Source organism: Lacticaseibacillus pantheris DSM 15945 = JCM 12539 = NBRC 106106, from assembly GCF_001591865.1.
GTDB lineage: Bacteria > Bacillota > Bacilli > Lactobacillales > Lactobacillaceae > Lacticaseibacillus > Lacticaseibacillus pantheris.
Window position 1 is genome coordinate 44,074 of sequence record NZ_BCVS01000003.1, and the last position, 24,779, is coordinate 68,852.

The following is a 24,779-nucleotide window of genomic DNA, read 5'->3' on the forward strand; positions in this document are numbered from 1 at the left end:
CTGACTGTAATCGTTGATGAGCAGGGGGAGTGCTAACATGGACGCTAATAATTTAACTATCAAAGAAATCGCGCAAATGGCCGGCGTGTCAACCAGTACCGTTTCACGCGTACTAAACAAACAGGCACATGTCGCACCGGATAAACGTGATCGGGTCCAGAAAGTTCTGGACCAATCGGGTTTCCAGCCAAGTGCAATTGCGCGCGGAATGGTGTCCAAGCACACCAACACCTTTGGGGTGGTTGTTTCTGATATTGCTAATCCGTACTTCACTACCTTGGTCTCACACATTGAGGCACCGGCGAAGGCCGCCGGATACAACATTCTACTGTTCAACACCATGACTGCTGGCGAGACACCCGTAGATGCAACTCAGGTAGAAATCGACGCATTTGCCCGACTTGAAGAAAAAAAGGTGGACGGAGTTCTAATTCTTGGTGGTGAAATTGATCGGTCGGAACCGCGACCGGAGTATTTAGACGCGCTCACCAGAATGGCCGGCAACCTGCCAGTTGTTATTATGGCCCAGCCTCTGCAGAATCACGACTTTCAGTACGTTTCACGGTATCAGCAGCTAAGTGGTTCTATCATTACTCAACACCTGCTGGCTAGTGGGTATCACGATATCGGTTTTATCGGTGGCGAGCCAGGAATTACCATTACCACACAGCGACTAGCCGGATACAAGGATGCCATGAACACCTACAGCAAGTTACGTGATGACCGAATTTTTCTCAGTAACTACTATGTTGAAGACGGATATAGCAGTATGCAGAAGCTATTGGAATCTGATACACGACCGGAAGCTATTGTTGCAATTAACGACCAAGTAGCGTTAGGGGCTGTTCGCGCCCTGAATGACAACAGCCTGAGCTGTCCTGCTGACATGGCCATTGCCAGTTGCGATGCTTTTCCGGACAGCAACTACTTCACTCCACGTATTACTACAATCAATCATCACAACCGGTTATTGGCAAATGTGGCGGTCCGCAAATTACTGCACCAAATATCACCAGAAAAATACGATTTAGGTGACCTAACCATACTGCCACCAGAATTAGTGGTTCGTGAGTCATCCGGTTTAACCTCGAGGAGTAATCGAAATGAGTAATAACTACGCAATCTTCAGTGATATCGACGGTACGTTGGTTGATAATCAACAGCAGGTGTCACCAACCACAATCCGGACGATTAACTCGTTAATTGACCAGCACCACCACTTTTCCATTGCTACAGGACGAATGCTCGAATCGGGTATTGCTATCGCCCAACAAATAGGGACTCAAGTTGATGTCATCGCAAGTAACGGAGCCGTTATTCACGCTAATGGGCAAACGAGCTTGTCACTACTAGGTGCTAATGCCCTGCGTACCATCTATCCAACTATCGAGAAGTATCGCCTATCGACGTTCTTCTTCACTACCAACCGGGTTTTCTATACCAACCTGCTACCAGATTATTTTTCGGCCGATGCACAGCAAAGAGTTGCCGGGACTGGTCAACCTAAATACGCAAAAGTGAATAACGTTGACGAACTAGTAGACCACCAGAAAGAAATCGTTAATGGTATTGTCATCAGCGACGAAAATCCCCCGGCGTTGGCCGCAGCGAAGACCGCATTGTCCTCTTCCAACCACTTTGACATCACCAGTTCTTCTCCCAATAACATCGAGATACTACCCCACGATGTCACGAAGGCGACGGCAGTACAAAGATACTGCGAGTTAGTCGGTGTACCGCTCAACCGATCAATAGCATTTGGGGATGGTCTTAACGACCTGCCAATGCTCAAAGCGGTGGCGGTTGGCGTGGCTATGGGCAACGCACAGAAGCAAGTTCAACAATCAGTTCCTAACCATACCCAAAGTAACCTAGATGATGGTGTGGCAAACTTTCTCAATAAATATTTCGAGGTATAAAAATGACTCCAACTATGTATACGTATATTAACCAGGAACACTCAGCACTCACAAAAATACTAGATAATTACCCCACACAGGTTGACGCCGCGCTCAAGGACATCAAATTGGATGCACAGAACTGGCTAGTGCTAGCCACAGGATCCAGTATTAACGCATCCCGTAGCGCCAAACTCTACATGGAAAACATCGCCAATATTCACGTGCAGATTGAGGAACCCTTCAACTACACAATGTACGAATCGGTCAGTCGCAATACCGATCTGGTATTAGGTGTATCCCAAAGCGGCCAAAGCACCGCCACTATTGATGCAATTGAAAAGGTGTCGCGTCAACGCTCCGTTAACCGTATCGCGGTCACGAGCCGTCCCGATACAGAACTACCCGCGGCGTGTGACACTACTTTGGACATACTCACGGGCAAAGAACGGGTGGGCTACGTCACGATGGGCTTTAACGCAACAGTTTTGTCGTTAATGTTGCTTGCACTGCGTTTTGCCAAGCAGTCCGGTACCATCGACTCAACACAAGAAAAGGCCGAACTGAACGAGTTCGCCAATGTTATCGGCCGTATCCCCGACGTTATCAAAAACAGCGAAGAGTTCTATGCCCAACATAAGCAGAACATGCTGACCCCGCGGCAATACACGGCTATTGGCTATGGGGCAACAGTAGGCACCGCAATGGAATTTCAAACAAAATTTGTGGAAGTAGTACGGTATCCTGCGGGCGGCCATGACCTAGAGGCCTTCATGCACGGTCCCTACCTAGGCATCCACAAAGATGATGTGCAATTCTATTTGGTCACCAACGCTCAGCAGGTAGTTCTAGAAAAGATGGCCGCACTACGTAACTACGAGGCCAATTACATCGACAACATCTTCACCATCAACCTTGGCAGGAATCAGGATACCGGTCGTCATAATTCGCTAAATCTAGGAGCCGTGGACGACCCATTTAAGGCCCCTATCCTAGCCGTCACTCCCATTCAACTATTTGCCTGGTTGATTACCAATGATCATGGCGTTGATCTTGGTCATCAAATATTTACGGACTTCTCGGAGGTTGTTCATAACAAGACGACTGTGCAGGATTATGTTTGATGCTTTCTTCAGTTACAAAGACCGCCCGGACAAACTTTAATGTCCGGGCGGTTTTACTATCCATACACAATTTTGCGCGTGGCTAGGTTTTATGCGTTTTATCTTCCATGTTTTATGGTCACTACAAGTCGCCAGTAAGGAACTGTGCCTTCCCGTAGCCAAAACTCCAGTCCTCATCCGCATTAACGGTCAGGTTGATGACCACATCGCTCGTCGCGATACCTAACTGCTCATGCAGCGCGCTCACCAGCTGGTTGTAGAACGCCTGCTTCTGCTCGGTAGTCCGCGGCCGCGTCGTGAGGCTGAAAATCAGGACATCTTTAGTCCGTTCAATGCCCAGCCCGGTATCCAAAATCTGCATCTCGTAGGGTTCATGCTGCGTAACGACCTGGTACCGATCGCCCTCGGGTGCGTTAAAGGCGTCAAGCATCACGCGGTACGAGATATCCAGAATGTCGCGAATTTCCTGCTCAGTGCGGCCCTTGAGCATATCAATTTTCATTAATGGCATGTGTGTGACCTCCAATATTTTTGTTAACCCTAGCTATCGACTCTAACTGGCGAGTGCTGACCCCGTCACCCGGTTCTAATAACCCTTTTTGGTACTGAATATTACTTAACGGTAACTTTATCATAAACTTCTTCGAACGATTTGTGACCTAGTGGCCCACGTACTTTTACATCCAGTGTGGCTAGCACTAATGGACGTGGACAATGACATGCTACTAACTGTTCACCTAACAAACACAGTGTTAGGTGAACAGTGTGTTTGTTAGGTGAGCTACCCGCATAACCACCCGCCAAATCAAAATGACAAAGCACATTCAAAGGTCGCAATTAGGTGCCTAGCTACTAAATATTTATACTCGTGCTTTTACATCTGATTAACACTAAATTTGGCGGTAAATTTTTGAAAAGTTGCAATTAGTGGGCCTTGTGTACAGGCGGTAATAACAGTCCCTATTCCGATAACCCCACCCAGTCTCCAGCCCACAATACACATTGATATATCAAAAACATATCTGATCATGGGATACGAAACTTTCAGTCGTTTTGTCATACGCATTATAACCACATCCAGTGAAAATGGTCCCAATCCACATGAAATCAACAGCCCAAATGCAAGTGAGCATGCGCATTGTCCAACCAAAACAATGATCATTCTGACGATAACGTTAGTGCTTACCGCGGTAACAAGGGGAATCAAACCTTCAAACTGATAAATTGTCATACTGACTAAAAACGGATTAATGACGGTTGCCATCCCAATTTTGTGAATGTTTACGGCCGCCGCCGCACTTAACAAAATGCAACTTACGAGAAAGACCGTCATCGCAAAGTTGATCCCAAAAAACCGGCTCAGTCCCTGCTCAAGGATTGTTAAGGGATCCGAGCCTAAATTTGCCGCGACAATCAGACTAACACCCAACCCTGTAAAGTATGCAGCCGCCACGACTTCAAATATCCTTCCAATCAGCTTCATTACGTACACCTCACGCTATAAAAAGAGTGACAATCAGTATCGATTGCCACTCAATGCAAAACACCATTGACGCTGTATTAATTTACAGATTAGCCCCTCTGGCATCAATTACACCCTTATACCAAGTGCCCGAATCCTTCTGATAAAGTTTACCGTCGCCTTCACCAAAATCGTTGTAGTCTACGTACACGAACCCATAACGCTTGCTCATCTCTGCCGTCCCGGCGCTGATAATATCGAACGGGCCCCAGGAACAGTAAGCAAAGATGTCTGCACCATCATCAATCGCATCCCGAAGCGCCTTGAGATGATCGGCCGTATAGCTAATCCGATAATCATCATGAACCTTTTTATCATCCGTCAAAACGTCGTTGAATCCAAAACCATTTTCGCCAATCATCATTGGCACACGATAACGATCCCAGTACTTAGACATGCATACGTACAGTCCGCTCGGGTTGACGCCCCAGCCCCACTCGTTGGCCTTAATATACTTATTTGAAGTCGTTGTACCAGGATCCATCGTGTCTTTAGTGGCATCAACCACGCTTGAGTAGTAGTAACTAATGCAAAGAAAGTCAGATGTATTCGCCTTAATAACCTCTAATTCTCCGGGACGAATATCCAGCTTAATACCCTCATCGGCGAAGAAGTTCAGCGCGTACTGGGGGTATTCACCCAGAATAGGGACGTCACCAAAGAAGTACTGCATCCGGTCCCGCTTGTAGCTAAGCAGGACGTCTTCTGGCGATGGCGTGTTTGGTTCCGTGTGCGAATCCGCCAGCATGACTCCCATCTGCAAGTTACTATCAATTTTATGTGCATACTCGGTGACCTCGGCTGACGCAACAAATTGATGATGAACGGCCTGAAATTTGGTCTGCGTATAGTTTGCTACTTTGTCCTCGAGGATACCTAGTGATGCAAATGCTTCGAAGTGAATCAAATTAATCTGGTTAATAACAATCCAGTACTTCACTTGCTCGTGGAAGTTGTCCAACAGTACTTTGGAATACTTAACAAACAAATCAATCAATTCGTGATTAGCCCAACCGCCGTACTTCGTGACCAGGTTGAGTGGTAGTTCATAGTGATTAATTGTGATAATTGGTTCAATGCCCTTTTCGTGCATGTAGGTAAATAAGTCACGATAAAACTGTAACCCCTTTTCGTTCGGTTCCGCCTCATCCCCATTAGGAAAAATACGTGTCCATGCAATGGACAAACGCAACGTTTGAAAGTCCATATTCGCTAAGGAGTCAATGTACTCCTTATACCGAGCGTAGAAGTGTACCCCGTTGCGTTTTGGGTAGTAATAATCACCATTGACGTAGTCTTCAAACGTCTTTGAATCCATGTTATTGAAATGCAGTTCCGTCTTAGGAACGTTGGGTAAATACGGCTGGATATCCGCAGTACTTAAACCTTTCCCATCAACATCGAATGCACCCTCTGCTTGATTAGCCGCGATGGCCCCACCAAACATAAAACTTTTAGGAAATGTCTTGTTCATTAGCTACTCCTTCTTGGCAAGCATTAACTTCAATACATCAATCAACTTGTTAGTGGTCAGCAATTCAGAAGTAATGGTCATCAATGTATCTTGCGCATGGGCAAACAGTGGTGAGTACTCGTACTCAACGCCCTGTGCTTCGCCCTGAATGACACTAGTCTGCGAATTATGGGCCAAAACCATCTCCTTATCCGCTTCGTCCATCTTCTGGGCAGCACCGTCGAAATCCTGTTGCTTTGCTAACTTAAATGCATCGTCGGCAATATTGCGAGCATTCCCCGCATGTAGAATAATTTCCATCGAAACTGGTATTAACTCTTCAGCTTTTTTCTGTTTTCCCATCATCGTCACCTACTTCAAATTTTCGCCATTACTATTAATAACCTCTTGGTACCAATAGAACGAGTCCTTCTTGATCCGGGCCAAATTCTTCAAATCATCATCAGTCCGGTCCACATAGACAAAGCCATACCGCTTTTGGTACCCATTGCTGGTACTCAACAAATCAATATACGACCAGGGGTTATATGAAATGACCGGAACACCTCGTCCGATTGCACGCCCAATGGCAGCGATGTGGTCAGACATATAGTCAATGCGGTATTGATCGTGCACCTTCCCATCAACCAGCTCATCATGAGCGCCAATACCGTTTTCGGTAATCATCAAGGGTTTATTGTACCGGGAATACAAATCTTCAAGCGCATACTCAAGACCTGATGGGTCAATTGCCCAATCCCAGTCAGTCGTATCAAGGTTAGGATTCCGACAAATTTCGTAATAGCCTGGTTGGGTCTCGTAGCCCGAAATATCGCCCTTCTTACCACTCAGGTTAACCCCTGACCAACGGCGCTTGGCTCCAGTCTCTGGCCACTTAGCCGCATCACTGTTGTAGTAGTTAATGGCCAAGAAATCGGAGATACCCGCCTTCATGATGGCCTCATCACCTAATTCCATGCGTGGTGCAAGGTTATTATCCTGTAGATATTTAAGTGCTGATTCATTGTAGAAGCCCTTGAAGTAAACGTCCGTGTAGAACAAGTTGCGCAGGTTATTGGCATTTTGCGCGGCCAACGCGTCCTTCGGTTCTGAGGTCAATGCGTAAATGGGCGAGTAGCCCAACGCTGCACCGGCCATGGCGTCAGGAAAGTACTTGTGGACCAAAATAACCGAATACGCCTGGGCCAAGTTCATATGGTGATTAATTTGATACTTAATTTGCTCATCATTTACATAACGGTCAGGAATGTGGTTCTTTTGCTTCCAATACTGAACAATAATGCTCTGCTCATTAATGGTGAGCCAGTACTTGATTTTTGAACCGTATTCGCGAATCACAAAATCCGCATAGTGAACATAATCGTCAACACTTTGCCGCCCAATCCACCCATCGTATTTTTCTACCAGTGCTTCGGGCATGTCATAGTGATACAAAGTCGGAATCGGTTCAATACCGTTAACTACCAGCTCATCAATCAGATTGTGGTAGAACTCTACCCCTTTGGGATTGGGCTCCCCAACCCCCTCGGGAAAAATGCGGGACCACGCGATAGAAAAGCGATATGATTTTAGTCCCAGTTTCTTCATCAACTGCACGTCTTCCTTGTAGCGATGGTAATGATCACTGGCCACTGAGGCATCGGCAAAACCCGTCTTGCCCTTATTCACCACATCCTGTTGGGACAGGCCCTTACCATCTTCTAACGCAGCGCCCTCAACCTGGTACGCACTGGTAGAAGCACCCCACAAAAAATTCTTTGGAAATACTGCCATTATTCTTCTGCCTCCTTAACCAGTAATTCGTGATCGTACACCTTCAAGAATGGGTACCATGTAGCCATATACAGCGCGAACAGCACAACGTACCAAATAACTGCCCGCCAGTCTTCCGTGATCATAATCGACGAGAACGGTGCCGGAATCTGGCCAACCTGAATCATCTTGGCAGGAATGTTCAGTAGGCCAAGACGCATAACCGTCCACACAATTAGTGGGCCTGTAATCGAATTAATCCACATCGGAATCATCAAAATTGGGTTCATAACAACTGGGCCAGAGAACATCAGGGGCTCATTGATGTTGAAGATTGACGGGGCAATACAGATACGTCCAATCGCCTTCAAACGCCGAGATTTAGCAAACAGCATGAGGATGTTCAGGGTCAAAGTTGCTCCCATCCCGCCCATCGTAATCAGCGCAGAAGTAAACATTACTTCACTAGTAGAAATATTTGTTGCAGCCCCACCAGCGGCCACCGCAGCAATGTTCGCCGAGATTCCGGCCATAAAGATAGGTGTTGATACCGCGTTGAACGCCCAAGAAGAAATACCCATCGTGTACAACAATGACGGAATAAGACTAATGAGGATGAACCCGGGCAAGGTCTGTCCAAACGACTGTAGCGGGCTAAAGAGCCATGCAACCAGGTTAAATAAGTCAACGTTGCCAATAAACACGATGGTTGTAAAGATTGCAACACTGATGAGAATTGGAATGATGGTATTAATCCACCCGACCACAAAGTCCGGAATACTGGAATCTTCAAGGATGTGCAATTTACTCCATAAATGGAAAACCAATGCGACAGCAATTCCCGTTAACATCCCAATAAGTAGGCCGGTAGCACCAAACCGACCAAACTCAACGGTCATCAGCCCCTTTGCATTAATTTTAGGGTTAATGTTGATGATGAAGACCGCTACTGAAGTCAGTCCCGCCATCTGTAAATACTGCGGATGCTTCAGATTTTCCATAGCTTCACTGGCAATCAAGTAAGAAACAATGATGCCCAGCATGCCAAACGTAAAATTGCTAATGTTTGTGAGGTCGGGTAGTACAGGTACATATGACCGGATAACGTTATAAAGGAAAATCATCGATCCAGCAAGAATGAACGGAATGATTTTCTGCATTGAATCCGCGATGGCAGCAATCCATGGACGAGAAATAAATTTCTTCATCGCCGGGGCCGCCTTAACGGAAAGCCAATTGACTAGCTTATTCATAGTATGTGTCCCCCATTACTGAGCTAACAGGCTGTCGTTGATGAAACCAACGAGCCCCCTACCATCGAGCGTGCCGTAAATCTCTTCAGGAATGACGTCAACCGGCACGTTGAATTTGGACGCTGCCTCCCGAAAAGCAGGTAGCTTCTGTGCGTAGTGCGGGCCAATTAACAGCCCATCAATAGAGGATAGAAAGGACGTTGCTTCCGTTTCACTGCGAGCCTCAATTTTATAATCTTGCCCCAGTTTCTTAGCCGCTTTGCGAGCACTCGTTGCTAAAAAGCCACTCGACATACCCATTCCGCAGACAAGGAGAATACGCTTCTGTTCTGCCATAATAATTGCCTCCAATAGTGTGTTTGAATTACCCATAGTTCAAAAATGTTTGATCAAGTAAGCTTACTTTATGCCTAAACTATATTCGCAACTTCGATTACGCTCGACTCGATTTTTGCCGGCGCTGCGGAAACAGTGATTGCCTTACTAGCGGAAAAGTTAATTTCCCCGCCATAGGCAAACTATGAGTTGACCAGCCTTGCCATAACCCTAATCATTAAGTGTGGGTTAGTGGTTATTACGTAGAAACGGAGAAGAATCATGAAACAAAAACTGGTTTTGCTTATTCGCTTACTAATGAAGACGGATGGCGCGCTGACAAGCCGTCAAATCGCAACCGAACTTAACATATCGACCCGCACAGTCCGCAACTATGTCCACGAAATTAACGGCCTCAGTCCCTCGAAAATCATCGATTCTTCTGATCAGGGCTACCAGGTACTAGACCGACTTGCAGCCACTGAGTTACTACGTATCAGCAATGAGGTCGGGGACCACATTCCACAGAACGATGAAGAACGGTATGCCTACATAGTAAAAAAGCTGTTGCGTTCAGCAACAGCAGACATCTTTGATTTAGCAAACGAACTATACGTTTCCTACCAAACGTTAAGAAGAACCATTCAATATAGTAACCAACAACTAGCCAAGTGGTCGCTTACAATAGTTTCCAATAAGGACCGTCTATCCATAACCGGCGCCGAAAGTAGTAAGCGGCAATTATTTAGCCATTTAATCTACCGCGAAAACACGGGCAACTTACTGAGCGTGCGTTACCTAGAGGAAGCATTTGGCAAAAGAAGAACCAGCGTACTGCAATATGCCGTTGACGAGATGATTAACAAATACAATCTCAACGTTAACGAATTCGCCTACAATAACTTACTACTACACCTACTGATTTTGATTGCCCGATTATCATCAGGCAATACGGTATCGTCATCCAGTGAAACTAAGCGGAGCTTAATGTCAGACTATACTGAATTCTTCATTACCTCGATCGAGCATGAACTAGATATATCAATCAGTAATTCTGAAGCCACGGAGATTGAAGTGCTGATTAAATCAAACGCAAACATTCCGCACGACGATACGGATACAACCAAAGTAGATGAAGAACTACGCAGCAACATTCTGACAATTGCAAAGTTGGTGCGGAGTCTGTACATGGTTGACCTCAGCTCAAATAACTTTGTTGAACCCTTCACCATTCACGTGCACAACCTGGTTTACCGCATCCAGCATGAGCACTCTATTCGCAACCCTATCAGACCCAACATCCGGAACAATTTCCCACTGATATTCGATATCGCAACCTATGTAGCTTTTCAGATTGGCGAGTTGTGGAACATTCATATTCCGGAGGACGAAACTGCCTTTATTGCCCTGCACATTGGGGCAGAAATCGAGCGGCAAAAGCATACACCGCAGAAACTACGGGCGATCCTAATTGCACCCAACTACCTAAACCTTGCAAATCGCGTTCATGATTTTCTAAGGGTTAATTTTTCGCGCGATATTACCATCATTCAAACAGTCGAAAAGGTCTCGCCAGACTACGACACATCCCCATACGACGTCGTCTTCACCTCGTTCACAAATGACTCGACGCACTATTCACCAAAATATAGCATCGAGCTCGACCCGTTCAATCTCGATAACCAAAAATCAGAAATTCAGGACAAAATCGACCGTGCGTTCATGCACAAAAAGAAAAATGACGTGCGCAATCAGTTCTTCACCTTCTTTGAACCTAAGCTGTTCTGGCATCTATCCGGGCACACAACAAAAGATGAAGTCCTCAAACCAGCAATAGATGAAATGCGCAAACAGCAGGTTGTGAACGATAACTTTTACGACGAAATTTTGGAACGAGAATCGATGGGCTCGACGTCATTCAAGAATATTGCGATCCCACACCCGATGAGCTTTAACTCGCCCAAAACAAAAGTAGCCGTCATTCTCAACGAAGACGGCATTACCTGGGATGGTGCTGAAGTAAATATGGTGTACATCATTTCAATATCGGAAAAATATAAGGACGAGTTTCGGAGCATATACGAGAATCTCATGGACTTTCTGTCGGATGATCAGAAGTTTAAGTCTATTTTGGAATCCCGGGATTTGAACTCGTTTTATGAGCGGCTGTTGTCGTAACGGAATAATGTGGAAATATCCGTCGTAAATTGTAGGACATCTTACATTCAAAACTGCGCTTGTCAGGGACTGTGTTCGCAGGAAATTATTCGAATACGCTAATACCTCGAACCAACACTTTCGTCGGTCGGTCGCCTTTAGTCTGATCAACCAGATGAGGAAACTGGAACAAAAGCGGCGTAATCTACTAGGCAATCAGCTATAACAAGCCCGCCAGAACTCGTTGCAGTACCAATCAGGTATCGATCATGTCATTAAAGAAACCAGATAGATCAGCCTATTAAAACATTGAATAAGTATAATACACAAGTAGTTGATGAAATATATGTGTACTAAAATGGCTTCCTTGAAGGTATTAACAGCACCACGAAGAAGATTAATAATACAGCATACAGTTAAACTAGCGTGAATAATTTCATCAATCGTAAATTCCTGGAACGGGTTTGATTCATAGTTCAGTTCAGTAAGGCGGAAAAACAATAAAGATCCATCAACTCTACTTGACGAAAAAACCTTTTCCCAATACGGTTGGTCATTGGATGCTTACACTAGAACAATGAATATATCAGAATAAAACCAGCCGATTTGACACCAGTAGGATACTAGACCATGCCCGCAAGTTAACTGGTCAATATTTACTTCAACTATGGGAGGGCAGTTCAGTTTCCCTATTTTGCCGGTTTCAGCTTAATCTTCATCGTCCCGGACCCACCTACATTAATCACCCACGCCTTGACGTCCGATGAAAATGAAATTCCTAGTTCAATTTGTTCAATTGTCCACCCATCGATTGGATTGTCAGCCAACGAACCCACAAAATTTCGAAGAGATTCCTTCAAGTCGCGCATCATTTCTGAAGTAAATTCCACTCCTGCCTCACCAACGGATGATGGCATGTATAATTCGCCAACAGCTGAATTATCATTCTCCCCGGAAATTGGTTGAATGTATATTTTACTCGTCATTTTCGTCCTCCTCATATAGTTTACCTTCATGATTAACAGCAATAAAGTTTTCAATATTGAATCGGTTAGTAGCTTCAATTTCGCTGTACAAATCGACATTATTTCCACTAATATCTTCAACAGAAATTAGGACAACGTAATCAATCTCATCGTCATCAGGAATGCTTGGCCGTGAATAATATTCAAGGGTGAGTTCCCAATCACCTGATTGATAGGCATTGAAATCCTCTGAAAAATGATGAATATTTGTCCATTTTTGCCGTCCCTGTTTAGCTGATGGGTTACGAGTTTGAGCATTTCCTTTTGAATTTACACTATGAAAACTAGTATCGACATATCCATCAAGATAGTCCTTACCATTAATTCTTCTTGCACTTGGAAAATCAACAACCGTTACTGCAACGCGTAAGCTTGCCACTCCTCGTTTTCGAATGCTCTCCAATACCTTTGGCACTAAGAATTTAACAGTTAACACTTGCTTTCGTTTCAAAGTACCATATCGAATGTAGGTTGCGTTGTCATTGTCGGATGATAGGACTCGTTCAATATTTGTTTCTCCAAATCCAATTTGCGAATTAAATGGCATGGTGTCGGCTTCGCTTCCACGGTGATACATTAGCGCTTTAGCTTCAAATGAAGCGGTTCGGTTTCGATCTTTATAAAGTTGTGCTTTAGCAAAAGTGTTAAGGCAATACGCTTGAACTATAGCTAAGTCAGCTGCCGCTAATGGCGAGCTGAAACTCGTCCCCGAGTCACGTGTGAGAAATCCCTCACGATCAGTTACCTGGACAAACTCTCCTCCGTTCTCGTTGTTCAGAGGTAAATTACCACCAGGATAAACTAACCCAGGCTTCATGGACTCATTGAATCCGGTGCCCACACGGCTGAAGGTCGATAGGTCTCCGCTTTGCGATATTGATCCCACGCTGGTTATTAACAGCCCATCAGCCGGGGCACTAATCCTTGCCCCCGAATCTGATATCACATCACTCATGGATTGATACCGATTACGAAGCTTGTGATTTCCTGTTGGTGTCACAAAGTTGACTCCATATTCATAGATCAAGCTATCTAACTCGGCTCCGAGCAGACTAACACTTTTTTGTGTAAAAGGCACCTCGGCGTTATAAGCAAATAAAAAGGTTGCACATTCATCATGAAGGTCCTTCACAACTTGCCTAATCTTCTTAACTAAGTCTGTTGCTGAGTTACGTTCTGACATTATTGGAACATCAATTACCTGAACTTTAGGAGTAAACGCCCCTAACTTTGCCTGCTTCTCAAGATCTTCACCAAAAATGCAACGAGATGCTACACGAGTGCCGTGATTAGCCTCACCGGAAATTTCCTCCAGTTGATTAGGTAGCCGATACACATACTTTACGGCCGCCTGGAGATCTCCAGGCAGCTTAATACCGTCATCGATTATCGCAACAGTAGGCAACTTTTCAATATCAATATCGTCATTTAGCTTTGCGTTAGCGAGAGATCCAGCTTTATCTACCAGTGTTGCTTCACCAACAAAATAGTCGTTCGGTTCGATTGCAAGCACAAAGTTCTCATTAGCTAATTCTGCTAGTGCGCTAGACGGAATAATCATATGTGCAGATAAGGTATCATCACTCAGCTCTGCGGTTTCAATTTCAGGTTGTTCAGGAAACTTGTCCTTTAGCTGATCAAGCAACATCTGTAACTGCTCCTGATTATGAAAATCCCACACTCCCGCAATGATAACGTTTATATCAATATTTTTAGAAGAAGACGCAGCGTTAGCTAATGATGTGTCTATTTTTTCGGCTGGTGAAAACGGGGAAATATTCTGCACATAATCCCAAACCGCTCGTTCTCTTTCGGACTTCCCATAATCGTTAATCTGCCGAGCCAGTCGCCTAACATTACTCTCAGTACTCGAAACGATTGCCTCTGACTCTCCCAGTATGGCACGCACCGTTAGCCCCTGATCTGTAAAAATTGCTTCATAGCGCCCCCGCTGCTCTATCTTTTCTCCCTCGTCCAATTGAAGCTTAAATATTGTTTCGGCATTTGGAATCGTAAACATTGACTTATTGCTAGATGCAATTACTGCATGAAATTCCCGCCCCAAGTTATCCGAATGTTCTTCGTAATTGAAGTTCTCCTTTGGCTTAGGTATTAATCGATGCTTCGCTCTCCTTTCGAATGTGTCCTGGTCTGAAATCTGAAAATGAGGTTTATTCTTTTTCATCATTACCACCTACCCTCTTCAATCGGTCTGACAAAGTCGTTCTTGGCACATCGAGAGCCTCCGATAAATCAGTTATTGAGATGCTCTTATCATTTACCCACTTCGCAAGTGCCTGGTCATTAATCGTTTGCCTCATACTAAGCTCTTCAATGTAGTACTTAGATAACCGCAATTCTTTTTCATATCCTGAAACCTCTGCTATTGCGAAATTCATCATAAACGACCTTAAATCCGCGTAACTAAGACCGTCAGTGATTTTGGCAGTCCGAATTACTTCCTTTTTCTCAATTGATATTTTATGCTCTAATGAAAATTCCTGCATATATCGTACTCGCTGCCTAATATCAGGCTTTGGGAGCTCAATAACGGTTGAAAACCTTCTCAACACTGCAGAATCAAGTTTTTCAGGAAAGTTTGTAGCAGCAACCAATAATGAGTCTGAACTAAGGTTATCCATCTCTTGCAGCAGGACATTAACAACTCTTCTCATCTCCCCAAGATCATTCCCTTGATCGCGGCTCGCACCTATCGCATCAAATTCATCTAAAAATAACATTTCCGAGGAGACGGATTTAAAAATGTTATGTATTTGTTTACCCGTACCTCCTAATGCAGCGTCAATGATGGAAGCAATACTATGAAAATCCATATTGAGATCTAAATCAAGAGATATTTGCTTTGCGAGGCTTGTTTTCCCACCCCCAGGTGCTCCTACAAGCAATACTCTGTTCATCGCTTGTAGGCCTCGTTCTTCAAGATCCTTACGATGGAGAAACTGATTTTCAAGAATCTCAACCTTTTTCCTAATATTCACAGGTAAAAGCAATTTATCAGTTTCAGATTTAATACGTGTTTTTTCAATAGTGGCACCATGCCGCCGTCTCCACTCATCGCGAGCCGATGTCTGTTGGAGAGTTCCTGCAGGTGAAGAATCAGACTTCACAGATGAGGGTACATAAGAACCCTCACGATAACCTCTTCTCACTTGTTCAAAAACCACTTCATAAGGTAATCCTCTCTCAGTCGTTTTATGCTCAGAACCAAAAAATTCATTTAGTTGTTTTATGAAGTCATCATCATCTTGCTTAAAATACGCATTGAACAGCCGCAGGAGGCTTTGTTTCGTCGATATACTTACTTTTGCCAATTTTCGTCACTCCCCGTCATTTTAGGCAATTGTACTCGATTATTGCCCTTAAATCAACGCTTCAAGTTACAGCGTTTTCGTCTCCTGCCGTCATTTAAAAACATGTGAGCTATTTCAATCCCAAAAGCATTCTAAAAATGTAGTGATTTCGCTGTGACGTCACTCGCGGCGGGCTGGCGAAATCCGCTAGCTAACCGCCTTACAACCAAGCACATAACTCGGGCAAATACTATCAGGATGTCCAAATACTTGGAATAGCGCCTAGCAGAATAACAGTTTTAAAAGGAAGCTATGCTATAAGCATTGTCACTTCGCACCTACATCTAACGTCTGTCAGACGCGTTATGTTCAAGCTACGAACAAAAAAACCGCTAGGGTGGCGGCAATCAACTGGTACAGCTATAAATACCCTAAAGAAAAAATGAACGGCATGAACCCGATGAAAGACCAGAATCACGCCGTAACAGAAATCACATAAATTTTTATTTATTTGCCTTGTCTGCGTGCCGTGGACCAGCACCCACACAGTTAACTACAACGGTTTTCCAAGTCCATAATTTGGGGAATGGGCAATATTATCGAATTATTCACCCAATTAACTCTTAACTTCCTCCATCTCTTCCTTATAAATATCAACCAATTTGCACGACTTGAACCGTCTCTTTGGCCCTTCATCAACCTCATCATCAAAGCCAAATAGATTCAGCTGCTCCACCTTTCCACTTGGTGTCGAACCATCCAATGGCTCTCCACCATTTATAATGGAGTCCAGTGTGTATTCTGTTCGTTGTACCTTTTGCACACCATTTATAACCGGTAACAGCTTCCATTCACTAAAGATTATTGGGCTTCCATCTCTAGTAGTTTTTTTAATTGCATCCCCCTGCTGCATATTTGCAGCAATGATTGTCATGGCACTACTATTCACCTTGCGGCTCCCCTCACCATTCCATTTGCGAATAGCTTGGAAATAATACTGACTAAAAATATGGTACATCCGCATAACTAGAACTTCGACATTGTCCTCTAAAAGCTCAATACCATAAAGTGATGAAAGAACAATTTCCGCATTTGCTTCATACGACTTTAGGTCCGTGCTTAGCCTATTTGCCAGACTCAACTTTCTTCTCAACAGCTCAGTTAAAAACGCGCCTTCTCCGGCAGCCGGTTCCATAAATGTGGTCGATAAATCATTCAAGGATTCGACTAGCTCCGGCTGATCAAGCATTTGCTTTACAATTCGTTTAGGGGTAAAAACCTCACCATGTGCCTTAACTCGTTCATTTGATTTTATGAGGTTTTCGTCAACCATTAGTTCATCTCCTCTACATGGGTATTAATAAACTGGACCTCATCGTCGCTTAATTCATATTTCACGAATAATTGATTGTCTATATCCCTAATGGAAGTTTTCCAGTCAATATCAGAGTCCTGCGTAAAATTCTGTACAGGAATTTCGCGATACGTGGATATTGGTCCGTTCTGTGTAACCTTCCATATCCCCAACATGGTTCTAGCAAACTTGGTTTTCAGATATTTTTCAGCTGATTCTGCTTCGAACCTAGTATCGAATGCTCCAATACTAATAAACGTTTCAGTATGTCCAACGCCAGGCTCGGCAATGTACATATCGCTTAAGGGCTCGCCAAATTCACCACTACCAATAGCACTTGCCAAAAAGACATTGTACTTATCTAACCCAGGCCTGTCAGTTACATAGTCCCGCCGAATCCATTCTTCAATTCTCGTGTCTTTTGGCTTTCCAAGTATGCGAATATACTGATTCCCATCATCAGGTTTATTATGATAAAACACTTCAGGAAGCAGCTTCATTATATTCGATGACATATCATATTTATGACCAGCACTTAACCGTTCAATAGCGTCCGGAAAATCCTGATGTAGCTTGTCAGTTAATCTGTAGATAGTTCGAGAGAAACCGATACTATTCAAAGTATCAGTTCGTTTAGACCGCACCTTATCCAGAATGGGACGTAACTCGTCGAACTGTGTAAATGTGCCAATTTTACCAAATTCTTTTGTAGTATCGCGTAAAGTTATTGCGACTCCGCCTTTAATATCAGTTTTGGGAAAAATATTTCCGCTATGCTTTTCGAACATAACCACTCGTAAATGCGAATCATTTAACATCTTCTCATTCCAGATCGAGGAAGTATCCCCCGCATTAAATAGAAACCGAGCAGGCGTAATCATTATTGATTTTTCTGAAAGTTGATACGACAGTTCCATGAAATACTGATAAATTGACTTCTTGCTTTTGCTATCACCACGTTCCGACTCTTGGTACGGTGGGTTACCAATAACCACATCAAATTTCATTTGATTAACAATCCTTTCTTTGAATGCATCAAGCACATACTGAACCGTTTCATCATTTGAATTTTTGGCCTTCTCAACAATACCATCAACATATACAACGTTTGTGCCGAACTCATGATATCCGCACAAAGTTCGGTTTGTTATGCGTTTAGCCATCGGAGTTTTAGCAATAGCAAAAATGTTTTTAGCCAGAATATTTCGCCATATTTCGTCTTCATCCTTGGCAGTAAATTTGCCACCAGTACGTTCGCTCAGCCGTGCCTGTTCTTGATAGTACAACGATGTGGCTGCATATAGCGGATAAAGTCCAGTCTTAGAATTGATTTCAAGTATTCGGGTGTCAGGTTTAAAAATATCTTTTGTCATTTCAGTATCAACCCAGTGCGTAGCATTATCACCATCTATTGAGGTGTAATTATACGTAGTATCAAAATAGGAATACCCCCCGACTGTCTTTCCTAACTGCATATTCACAACACGCCATGGAGTGAGTACAGTTTCTTTATCTGGGTTCTTAAAGGTTCCGAATAGCTCACCAATATCTGCAGTACGCCTCAAAGGCTCCATGTGGTCCATTCGCTTAACTCGCTGGCGAATAATGCGACCAGCCTCAATGAAAATATTCGCATCATAATACTTGGAGAACTTCTTGAACTTTGCCTTATCGACACCTTTTGGCATGAATTCTGCCCATGATTCAGCATCAACTTTGTCAACAAATGTTTGGATATCAATATCCCTCTCAATTGGAATATCCATTCCATAAATCATCATCGGGATACGAATGGAAATGGACCGTAAGACTGAAATCATCGTCTTACGTTGTTTCTTGAGAGCACGTTCTTTTTCCAGAAGTTCCTTTTCCTCAGTAGTTAAATCTTTCTTATGCTTTTTCTTTGCTTTTTCGGCATCGTTATACTCCCTATCGGTAAGTCCTTGATGGTTAACGTCAATTGTATTGGGTTTCTTTTGGGCTTTGGTCGTACCAATTTCTGCCTTGAGGTCGTTAAAGTCTTTAAGGTCGGCCTCATCCATTTTCAACAATTCGTCGTTATACAGCGAATCATCATCGAACCCGGTACGAACCGCCTTCTCAGCATAAACTTTCTTCAACTGAGTCATCAAACTATCAACATTATACGGCGCCATGCCTTGATTCTGTTCACCAATAATTGGAAGAAAATTGAGCAGCTCACCCATTTTCTCTTTTTGATCGTCTGTTTGCAGTTTACCAGCACCAGTATCCAATTGAGACGAAGCAGCCATAACATTCAAAGCACGATCAGGCGCAAAATCAAAGATATAGCAGTCCGTCTTCATCCCCATCTCCTTATCGGCGTATGGCGTCTGGGCCCGAAATGCTGCCTGTAGATATTGCATTGCACTGTTAGTATTGGACAGGAACATAACGGCAGTCCACTGGGGAATATTAACCCCGGTTGTCAATTTACGCACAGTCAAGGTAATGGTCTTAGTTTTCGACGGGTGCTTGGTGATAGCGTCGCGAACGCGATTTAAGTCTCCCTCACTAGCACCATCTTCTTTACCGTCATCAACCACGTTAACGATGGTATATTCCATACCAAATACAGGGTGCTTTTCCATCAGTGCCTTTAGTGCCTTAGCCGCAGCAATTGATGGCAACAACCACAAAGTATGTCTCAATTCATTTCTAAATTTCTCGGTTGAGTACGGGAAGTTAGTATTTTTAGATGGTGACGTAATATTGTTCAAAAATTGGTTAACTTTTGTTTCGTATACAAAGCGGCCATTATCATCCACCTTGAAAAATTCGTGGAAATCGAACGACTTTTGGTCAAAGTCAAGGAACCGACTATCCTGAAAGCTATTTTTCATTTCAAACGTGAACATAGAGACCTTCGGCAATACAGCGTAAGGATTTACTTCATCGGGGTTATCAACATTCCAATGTGCTTTGGCTTGTTGTTCCATCGTGTAATCCCATGTGAAAATCTGCTCAGGTTCGTACCCGTCAATCAAATTGAACGGAGTCCCCGAAAGCTCAAGGACACGAGTCGCATCCTTAACCACACCTTTAATCACGGCCTGCGCTAAATCTGTCTGTGTTCCTTCGTGGGCTTCATCAATAATCACTAGATTCCAATCAATTTTTGCAATAAGCTCATTCTTGTCGCCGGCCTTGCCCCCAGCCCATTCAGAGCCACGCAAATCTTGCATACTAGCGAAGTAAAGAAATCTGCCACCATCATCGACTAATTGTTCCAAAGAAGCGTCATGCTTTTGTTTTGAACCATATCGGTATCCAGGCATCCCTAACTTATCGAAATCCTTAAACCAGCTATCACGAACAACGGGGCGGTGTGTCATGATAAGAACACGACTGTATTGCTGGTTCTTGATTAGCTGAAGGGCGCTAAGGGTCTTGCCAAAACGCATTTTGGCATTCCAAAGCATTTTCTTTTCACCATTTTTTTTCGTCTTGAAGACCTTTTCTGTCCTGTCGATAGCAATTTGTTGTTCAGGACGTAGCTTGATCTTTGGTCCAACAACAGTCGGCGCATTTATAAATGATTTTCCCTCACGAACCGCCGCAATGGCATTCTTAACAGTATCAACATCCGTAACGTACCACTCACGAGCGGACCCTTCGACCAGCTTAGGGTCCCTCTTGATATTTGAGTTATCGAGAACTTCATGGACTGCGTGGTCGTCAAACCATTCACCATGCCCATTGACCTCCCGATAGGCAGCCTCAACCCATTCGATATTTGGTTTAACTCCCATCGTTCCAGCGTACGACTTGATACGTTTTAGCGCTGCACTATGTAGAAATTGGCTGTTCGGTGTAGTATCAACAATTTCACCATGATAGGTGGCTTTACCAACTTTTTGACGTCCAGCGTACTGTGGCCACTGCACAAGATCATCCGCCGTAAATGAATAAACTAATGTCTTAGCCGATGTAGTGTATAAAACGGGTTCCTTGAAGCTAGGAACGCTTTGTCGGAACCCACAGTAAGAGTACACAAACCAATACATTAGTTTGTGAAGGTTAAGTAGTGTCTCACATGCGTCATCCTTTGAAACTTGAGCATTAACGTCATGTAAAACAGTGTTGCCTTTACGGCGAATATCATCCAATATGTCCATTACGTCCTGCGTAACATAACCATTTTTGCGAATTAAGGAAAGCGCCTCGAAAAAGCTTCCTGAAAAATCATGATTACGTTTCTTCAGAACGTATCGAGCCACACCCTCGGGTACATTACGCACAATTCCGGGCACCTGCTGGTACTTTTGATTTGCGTACATAAGCTCAGCCGTTTCAAGTGGCCCAACAAATTGTTCAGCATCCTTAATTCCTTTTAAGAATTCAAAATTACTACTCATGGAAAAACCCCCGTATACGAACCAACCCGTGTAAATACTAACGTTAATTGTACACTACAAATCATAATCGCATACATAGCGATTTGTCACAGAATAAGTGCAACATTTTTCCTTGCTCTCCTTCATAAGGAGGCTTTCGTCCCAGAAAATTTAAAGAGGGATTTTAACAGCTTATCAAGATAATTATATTCCAAGAAGTACTATCAACGCTTCTGCTCATCCATCCTCTGACTACAATCCATGACGCGATACATATCGGTAAAGTTACCACTATTCCCCGAAAAAACATCGATTTCGAGAACGAGACAATCAGCGTCAGTAAGAAATTGTGTTTATACAGCTACACAAATGAAAACCAAAACTGGCAACCGTCCAATGCTATTGGACGCAAAATCCCCGCCAGTTCAGACCTCATTCGGCCCAAACTTGGCGGGGATTTTGGCGGGGAACGTAACAATTTTCCCGCCAATCGTATCCTTTGTATCTTCCGAAAATGCCGTTAAATCAACATTCCGGGTTCAATTAACATATACCTTTTATTCCCATTCAATCGTTGCCGGCGGCTTACTAGTAATATCATACACAACGCGGTTGACGTGCCCGACCTCGTTAACAATCCGCGCAGAAATCTTCTGCAGGATATCCCAGTCGATGCGGGCAAAGTCGGCCGTCATGCCGTCAACACTCGTGATTGCACGGATGGCGATGGTGTAGTCGTACGTCCGGCCGTCGCCCATCACGCCGACGCTGCGGAAGCCTGGCAGGACGGTGAAGTACTGCCAGATGCTCTCCTGCAGGCCGGACTTGGCGATTTCGTCGCGTAGGACCCAGTCGGAATCGCGCACGATCGCCAACTTTTCCTCCGTCACTTCGCCCAGCACGCGGATGCCCAGGCCGGGACCTGGGAACGGCTGACGCCAGACCAGGTCGTGCGGGATGCCCAGCTTTTCGCCGAGTTCGCGCGCTTCGTCCTTGAACAACTTGTTCAGTGGTTCAATCAGCTTGAACTTTAAGTCGTCCGGCAAGCCGCCCACATTGTGGTGGCTCTTGATGGTCTGCGCCGTGTCCGTGCCGCTTTCCACGACGTCGGTGTACAGCGTACCCTGTGCCAGGTAGTCGATACCGTGCAGCTTGCGCGCCTCGTCGTTGAAGACCTCGATGAAGTCCTTACCGATGATTTTGCGCTTCTGCTCCGGATCCGTTACGCCCTTGAGGTCACCCAGGAAGCGGCTGGCCGCATCCACTTTGATAATCTTCACGCCCAGGCCCTTGCCCAAGCTGTCCATTACCTGGTCCGCCTCGTTCTTGCGCAGCAGGCCGTGGTCCACAAAGATACACGTCAGCTGGTCGCCAATCGCCTTGTTCAACAAGGCCGCCACCACGCTACTGTCCACCCCACCGGAGAGACCGAGCAGCACCTGCTGGTCGCCGACCTCGGCGCGGATGGCCGCCACCTGGTCCTCGATGAAGTCCGACATGTTCCAGTTGGCGTCGGCACCACAAACGTCAAACGCAAAGTGGCGCAGAATCTGCTCACCATACTGCGTGTTCTGCACCTCGGCGTGGAACTGGATACCGTAGAACTTGCGCTGGTCGTCCGCCATGGCGGAAATCGGGCAGTTCGTGCTGGTTGCGGTCGTGACAAAGCCGGCTGGCACCTCGCGCACGAGGTCCCCATGACTCATCCACACGGTCTGGCGCTCCGGCAAATCGCGGAACAGCACCGGGTGCGTGTCCGCCAGCACGTCGATGTCGACGTGCCCGTATTCACGCTCCGTGGCGGGCTCGACGCGGCCACCGAGCTCCTTTGCCATCAGCTGCATGCCGTAGCAAACCCCCAGAATCGGGATGCCGAGTTCAAAGAGTTCTGGGTCCACGCCCAGGGCCCCCTCATCGTAAACTGAGTTCGGACCGCCGGAGAAAATAATCCCCCTGGGCGCCAGTTCACGCACTTCCGCGGCAGTAATCGTATGCGGCTTCAGCTCTGAATAGATGCCAAAGTCACGGATACGGCGGGTAATCAGTTGGTTGTACTGACTACCATAGTCGAGCACGATAATCTTGTCGTAGTCCTTGTTTTGCGCAGTAGCCACCATGTCACACTCCTTTGATATTAATGGTTTAATCGCTGTAACAATTCTAACGGTATTTACGGGGCCGGTCAATCACCTAGAAACGCCGCACCGCCACCGTATCAATCGTGTGGTCGGCGCGCTTATGCAAAATGACGTCCGCCCGCGCCCGCGTCGGCAGGATGTACTCCTCCAGGTTGGGCAAGTTGACCTCGTCCCACGCCCAGCGGCACAGGTCGGCCGCCGCCTGCGGGTCCCCGTTGGCATAATCATAGTAGTAATCGTTCGGGTCGTCTTTGGCTAAACTCAGGAGCTTGTAGAAGCGCTCCTCATACCACCGCGCGATGTCGGTGGGCGCCGCGTCGACGTAGAGCGCCAAGTCAAAGAGGTCCGAGTAAAAGATGGGCTCGTCGCCGCCCGTCTGCAGGACGTTAATCCCCTCGACGATGACGATATCCTGCTGGTCGACCGTGGTGAAGCGGCCGGGCACGACGTCGTACTCTTCGTGCGAGTACACTGGCGCTTTGGCGGGCCGGCCCAGCTTAATGTCCATGAGGAACTGGAGCAAAGCATGCATGTCGTAGCTTTCGGGGAAACCTTTGCGTGCCATGATACCGCGGCGCTCCAGCTCAGCGTTCGGGTAGAGGAAGCCGTCGGTCGTCAACATCTGCGTTTTGAGATCGGGCATCACCCGGTTCATGAGCAGCTGGAGTAGTCGCGCCGAGGTGCTCTTGCCGACCGCGACGGAGCCGCTGATGCCGATGATGAAGGGCGCGACCCGCTCGCCGGTACCGAGGAACCCGGCTTTGGCCTGCTCGGTTTGCAGGTAGTTATCGCGCCGCAGCCGCAGGTAGCGGACGAGCGGCATGTAGACGTCGCGCACATCGTCGATACTGAGCTTATCGTTGAGGGACCGCACGCGGTCGATCTCCGCCGCGGTAATGTCGGTCCCGTTGGCGGGCCCCATCGCCGCCCACGTCGCACGGTCGAACATCCGGTACTGTCCTGCATCATTCACCACAACTGTTGCCTCCACACTTTCCTTAATGTGCGTATTCTACCACAAATAACGGGTTACGGTGGCGGCGCTGCTCGGTGCGGGTGCTGTTGCGTGCTACGACTTTGTGGACCGCTCCACGGTGA

At 45.5% G+C, this 24,779-nt stretch carries 18 protein-coding genes; 4 read left to right on the top strand and 14 right to left on the bottom strand.

Annotation, left to right across the window (positions count from 1 at the left end):
* Positions 1 to 37: 37 nt before the first annotated feature.
* The 3 genes from LPA02S_RS00920 to LPA02S_RS00930 are packed head-to-tail and all read left to right on the top strand — an operon-like array spanning position 38 to position 3,022.
* The gene (locus LPA02S_RS00920) at positions 38 to 1,111 is read left to right on the top strand and encodes a LacI family DNA-binding transcriptional regulator (protein ID WP_056956712.1); all 1,074 of its coding nucleotides are present in this window, start codon (positions 38 to 40) and stop codon (positions 1,109 to 1,111) included.
* A complete protein-coding gene (locus LPA02S_RS00925) occupies positions 1,104 to 1,919 on the top strand; it encodes a Cof-type HAD-IIB family hydrolase (RefSeq protein WP_054649059.1) in 816 nt (271 codons plus the stop codon). Before LPA02S_RS00920 ends, LPA02S_RS00925 begins: the two co-directional genes overlap by 8 nt.
* 2 nt (positions 1,920 to 1,921) lie before the next feature.
* Complete coding sequence (locus LPA02S_RS00930) at positions 1,922 to 3,022, top strand: SIS domain-containing protein (protein WP_054649057.1); 1,101 nt, start codon at positions 1,922 to 1,924, stop codon at positions 3,020 to 3,022.
* Positions 3,023 to 3,143: 121 nt separating this feature from the next.
* Here LPA02S_RS00930 and LPA02S_RS00935 read toward each other — a convergent pair whose 3' ends face one another.
* From LPA02S_RS00935 to LPA02S_RS00965, 7 genes are all read right to left on the bottom strand, one after another.
* Entirely contained in the window at positions 3,144 to 3,533 is a 390-nt protein-coding gene (locus LPA02S_RS00935) for a tautomerase family protein (protein WP_054649055.1), read from the bottom strand.
* A 363-nt stretch (positions 3,534 to 3,896) separates the two neighbouring features.
* Positions 3,897 to 4,505, bottom strand: a complete 609-nt coding sequence (locus tag LPA02S_RS00940) for a YczE/YyaS/YitT family protein (RefSeq protein WP_056956713.1) — start codon at positions 4,503 to 4,505, stop codon at positions 3,897 to 3,899.
* An 82-nt stretch (positions 4,506 to 4,587) separates the two neighbouring features.
* Positions 4,588 to 6,018, bottom strand: a complete 1,431-nt coding sequence (locus LPA02S_RS00945) for a glycoside hydrolase family 1 protein (protein WP_056956714.1) — start codon at positions 6,016 to 6,018, stop codon at positions 4,588 to 4,590.
* A gap of 3 nt (positions 6,019 to 6,021) precedes the next feature.
* On the bottom strand, positions 6,022 to 6,363 hold the full coding sequence (locus LPA02S_RS00950) for a PTS sugar transporter subunit IIA (RefSeq protein WP_056956715.1): 342 nt from the start codon (positions 6,361 to 6,363) through the stop codon (positions 6,022 to 6,024).
* 6 nt (positions 6,364 to 6,369) lie between these two features.
* Positions 6,370 to 7,791, bottom strand: coding sequence for a glycoside hydrolase family 1 protein (locus tag LPA02S_RS00955; protein ID WP_056956716.1), 1,422 nt, complete (start codon positions 7,789 to 7,791; stop codon positions 6,370 to 6,372).
* Positions 7,791 to 9,023 carry a PTS sugar transporter subunit IIC gene (locus LPA02S_RS00960; protein WP_056956717.1) on the bottom strand — a complete coding sequence of 411 codons (1,233 nt, stop codon included), beginning with the start codon at positions 9,021 to 9,023 and terminating at the stop codon, positions 7,791 to 7,793. Before LPA02S_RS00960 ends, LPA02S_RS00955 begins: the two co-directional genes overlap by 1 nt.
* A gap of 15 nt (positions 9,024 to 9,038) precedes the next feature.
* On the bottom strand, positions 9,039 to 9,359 hold the full coding sequence (locus tag LPA02S_RS00965; protein WP_054649047.1) for a PTS sugar transporter subunit IIB: 321 nt from the start codon (positions 9,357 to 9,359) through the stop codon (positions 9,039 to 9,041).
* A 261-nt stretch (positions 9,360 to 9,620) separates the two neighbouring features.
* On the opposite strand from LPA02S_RS00965, the gene LPA02S_RS00970 reads away from it, so the two are divergent.
* The gene (locus LPA02S_RS00970; RefSeq protein ID WP_056956718.1) at positions 9,621 to 11,516 is read left to right on the top strand and encodes a BglG family transcription antiterminator; all 1,896 of its coding nucleotides are present in this window, start codon (positions 9,621 to 9,623) and stop codon (positions 11,514 to 11,516) included.
* A 668-nt stretch (positions 11,517 to 12,184) separates the two neighbouring features.
* Here the strand turns inward: LPA02S_RS00970 and LPA02S_RS00975 are convergent.
* From LPA02S_RS00975 to coaA, 7 genes are all read right to left on the bottom strand, one after another.
* On the bottom strand, positions 12,185 to 12,481 hold the full coding sequence (locus LPA02S_RS00975) for a hypothetical protein (protein ID WP_054649041.1): 297 nt from the start codon (positions 12,479 to 12,481) through the stop codon (positions 12,185 to 12,187).
* The gene (locus tag LPA02S_RS00980) at positions 12,471 to 14,708 is read right to left on the bottom strand and encodes a S8 family serine peptidase (protein ID WP_056956719.1); all 2,238 of its coding nucleotides are present in this window, start codon (positions 14,706 to 14,708) and stop codon (positions 12,471 to 12,473) included. The genes LPA02S_RS00975 and LPA02S_RS00980 overlap by 11 nt, the downstream gene beginning before the upstream one ends.
* Positions 14,692 to 15,852 carry an AAA family ATPase gene (locus tag LPA02S_RS00985; RefSeq protein WP_056956720.1) on the bottom strand — a complete coding sequence of 387 codons (1,161 nt, stop codon included), beginning with the start codon at positions 15,850 to 15,852 and terminating at the stop codon, positions 14,692 to 14,694. The genes LPA02S_RS00980 and LPA02S_RS00985 overlap by 17 nt, the downstream gene beginning before the upstream one ends.
* A 595-nt stretch (positions 15,853 to 16,447) precedes the next feature.
* Entirely contained in the window at positions 16,448 to 17,164 is a 717-nt protein-coding gene (locus tag LPA02S_RS00990; protein WP_056956721.1) for a DNA methyltransferase family protein, read from the bottom strand.
* Positions 17,164 to 21,564: an Eco57I restriction-modification methylase domain-containing protein gene (locus LPA02S_RS00995; RefSeq protein WP_056956722.1), complete on the bottom strand. Its 4,401-nt coding sequence runs from the start codon at positions 21,562 to 21,564 to the stop codon at positions 17,164 to 17,166. Before LPA02S_RS00995 ends, LPA02S_RS00990 begins: the two co-directional genes overlap by 1 nt.
* Positions 21,565 to 22,100: 536 nt before the next feature.
* On the bottom strand, positions 22,101 to 23,657 hold the full coding sequence (gene guaA / locus LPA02S_RS01000; RefSeq protein WP_156470967.1) for a glutamine-hydrolyzing GMP synthase: 1,557 nt from the start codon (positions 23,655 to 23,657) through the stop codon (positions 22,101 to 22,103).
* 76 nt (positions 23,658 to 23,733) lie between these two features.
* Positions 23,734 to 24,654 carry a type I pantothenate kinase gene (coaA, locus tag LPA02S_RS01005; protein WP_082405302.1) on the bottom strand — a complete coding sequence of 307 codons (921 nt, stop codon included), beginning with the start codon at positions 24,652 to 24,654 and terminating at the stop codon, positions 23,734 to 23,736.
* Between the last annotated feature and the right edge of the window lie 125 nt (positions 24,655 to 24,779).

Bases quoted from the DNA above. Each gene is read 5' to 3' on its own strand.
- LPA02S_RS00990 (WP_056956721.1), bottom strand. From the start codon at position 17,164: ATGGTTGACGAAAACCTCATAAAATCAAATGAACGAGTTAAGGCACAT.
- LPA02S_RS00930 (WP_054649057.1), top strand. From the start codon at position 1,922: ATGACTCCAACTATGTATACGTATATTAACCAGGAACACTCAGCACTC.
- LPA02S_RS00970 (WP_056956718.1), top strand. From the start codon at position 9,621: ATGAAACAAAAACTGGTTTTGCTTATTCGCTTACTAATGAAGACGGAT.
- LPA02S_RS00975 (WP_054649041.1), bottom strand. From the start codon at position 12,481: ATGACGAGTAAAATATACATTCAACCAATTTCCGGGGAGAATGATAAT.
- LPA02S_RS00935 (WP_054649055.1), bottom strand. From the start codon at position 3,533: ATGCCATTAATGAAAATTGATATGCTCAAGGGCCGCACTGAGCAGGAA.
- LPA02S_RS00995 (WP_056956722.1), bottom strand. From the start codon at position 21,564: ATGAGTAGTAATTTTGAATTCTTAAAAGGAATTAAGGATGCTGAACAA.
- LPA02S_RS00950 (WP_056956715.1), bottom strand. From the start codon at position 6,363: ATGATGGGAAAACAGAAAAAAGCTGAAGAGTTAATACCAGTTTCGATG.
- LPA02S_RS00920 (WP_056956712.1), top strand. From the start codon at position 38: ATGGACGCTAATAATTTAACTATCAAAGAAATCGCGCAAATGGCCGGC.
- LPA02S_RS00960 (WP_056956717.1), bottom strand. From the start codon at position 9,023: ATGAATAAGCTAGTCAATTGGCTTTCCGTTAAGGCGGCCCCGGCGATG.
- LPA02S_RS00925 (WP_054649059.1), top strand. From the start codon at position 1,104: ATGAGTAATAACTACGCAATCTTCAGTGATATCGACGGTACGTTGGTT.
- LPA02S_RS00945 (WP_056956714.1), bottom strand. From the start codon at position 6,018: ATGAACAAGACATTTCCTAAAAGTTTTATGTTTGGTGGGGCCATCGCG.
- LPA02S_RS00965 (WP_054649047.1), bottom strand. From the start codon at position 9,359: ATGGCAGAACAGAAGCGTATTCTCCTTGTCTGCGGAATGGGTATGTCG.
- LPA02S_RS00980 (WP_056956719.1), bottom strand. From the start codon at position 14,708: ATGATGAAAAAGAATAAACCTCATTTTCAGATTTCAGACCAGGACACA.
- LPA02S_RS00940 (WP_056956713.1), bottom strand. From the start codon at position 4,505: ATGAAGCTGATTGGAAGGATATTTGAAGTCGTGGCGGCTGCATACTTT.
- LPA02S_RS00955 (WP_056956716.1), bottom strand. From the start codon at position 7,791: ATGGCAGTATTTCCAAAGAATTTTTTGTGGGGTGCTTCTACCAGTGCG.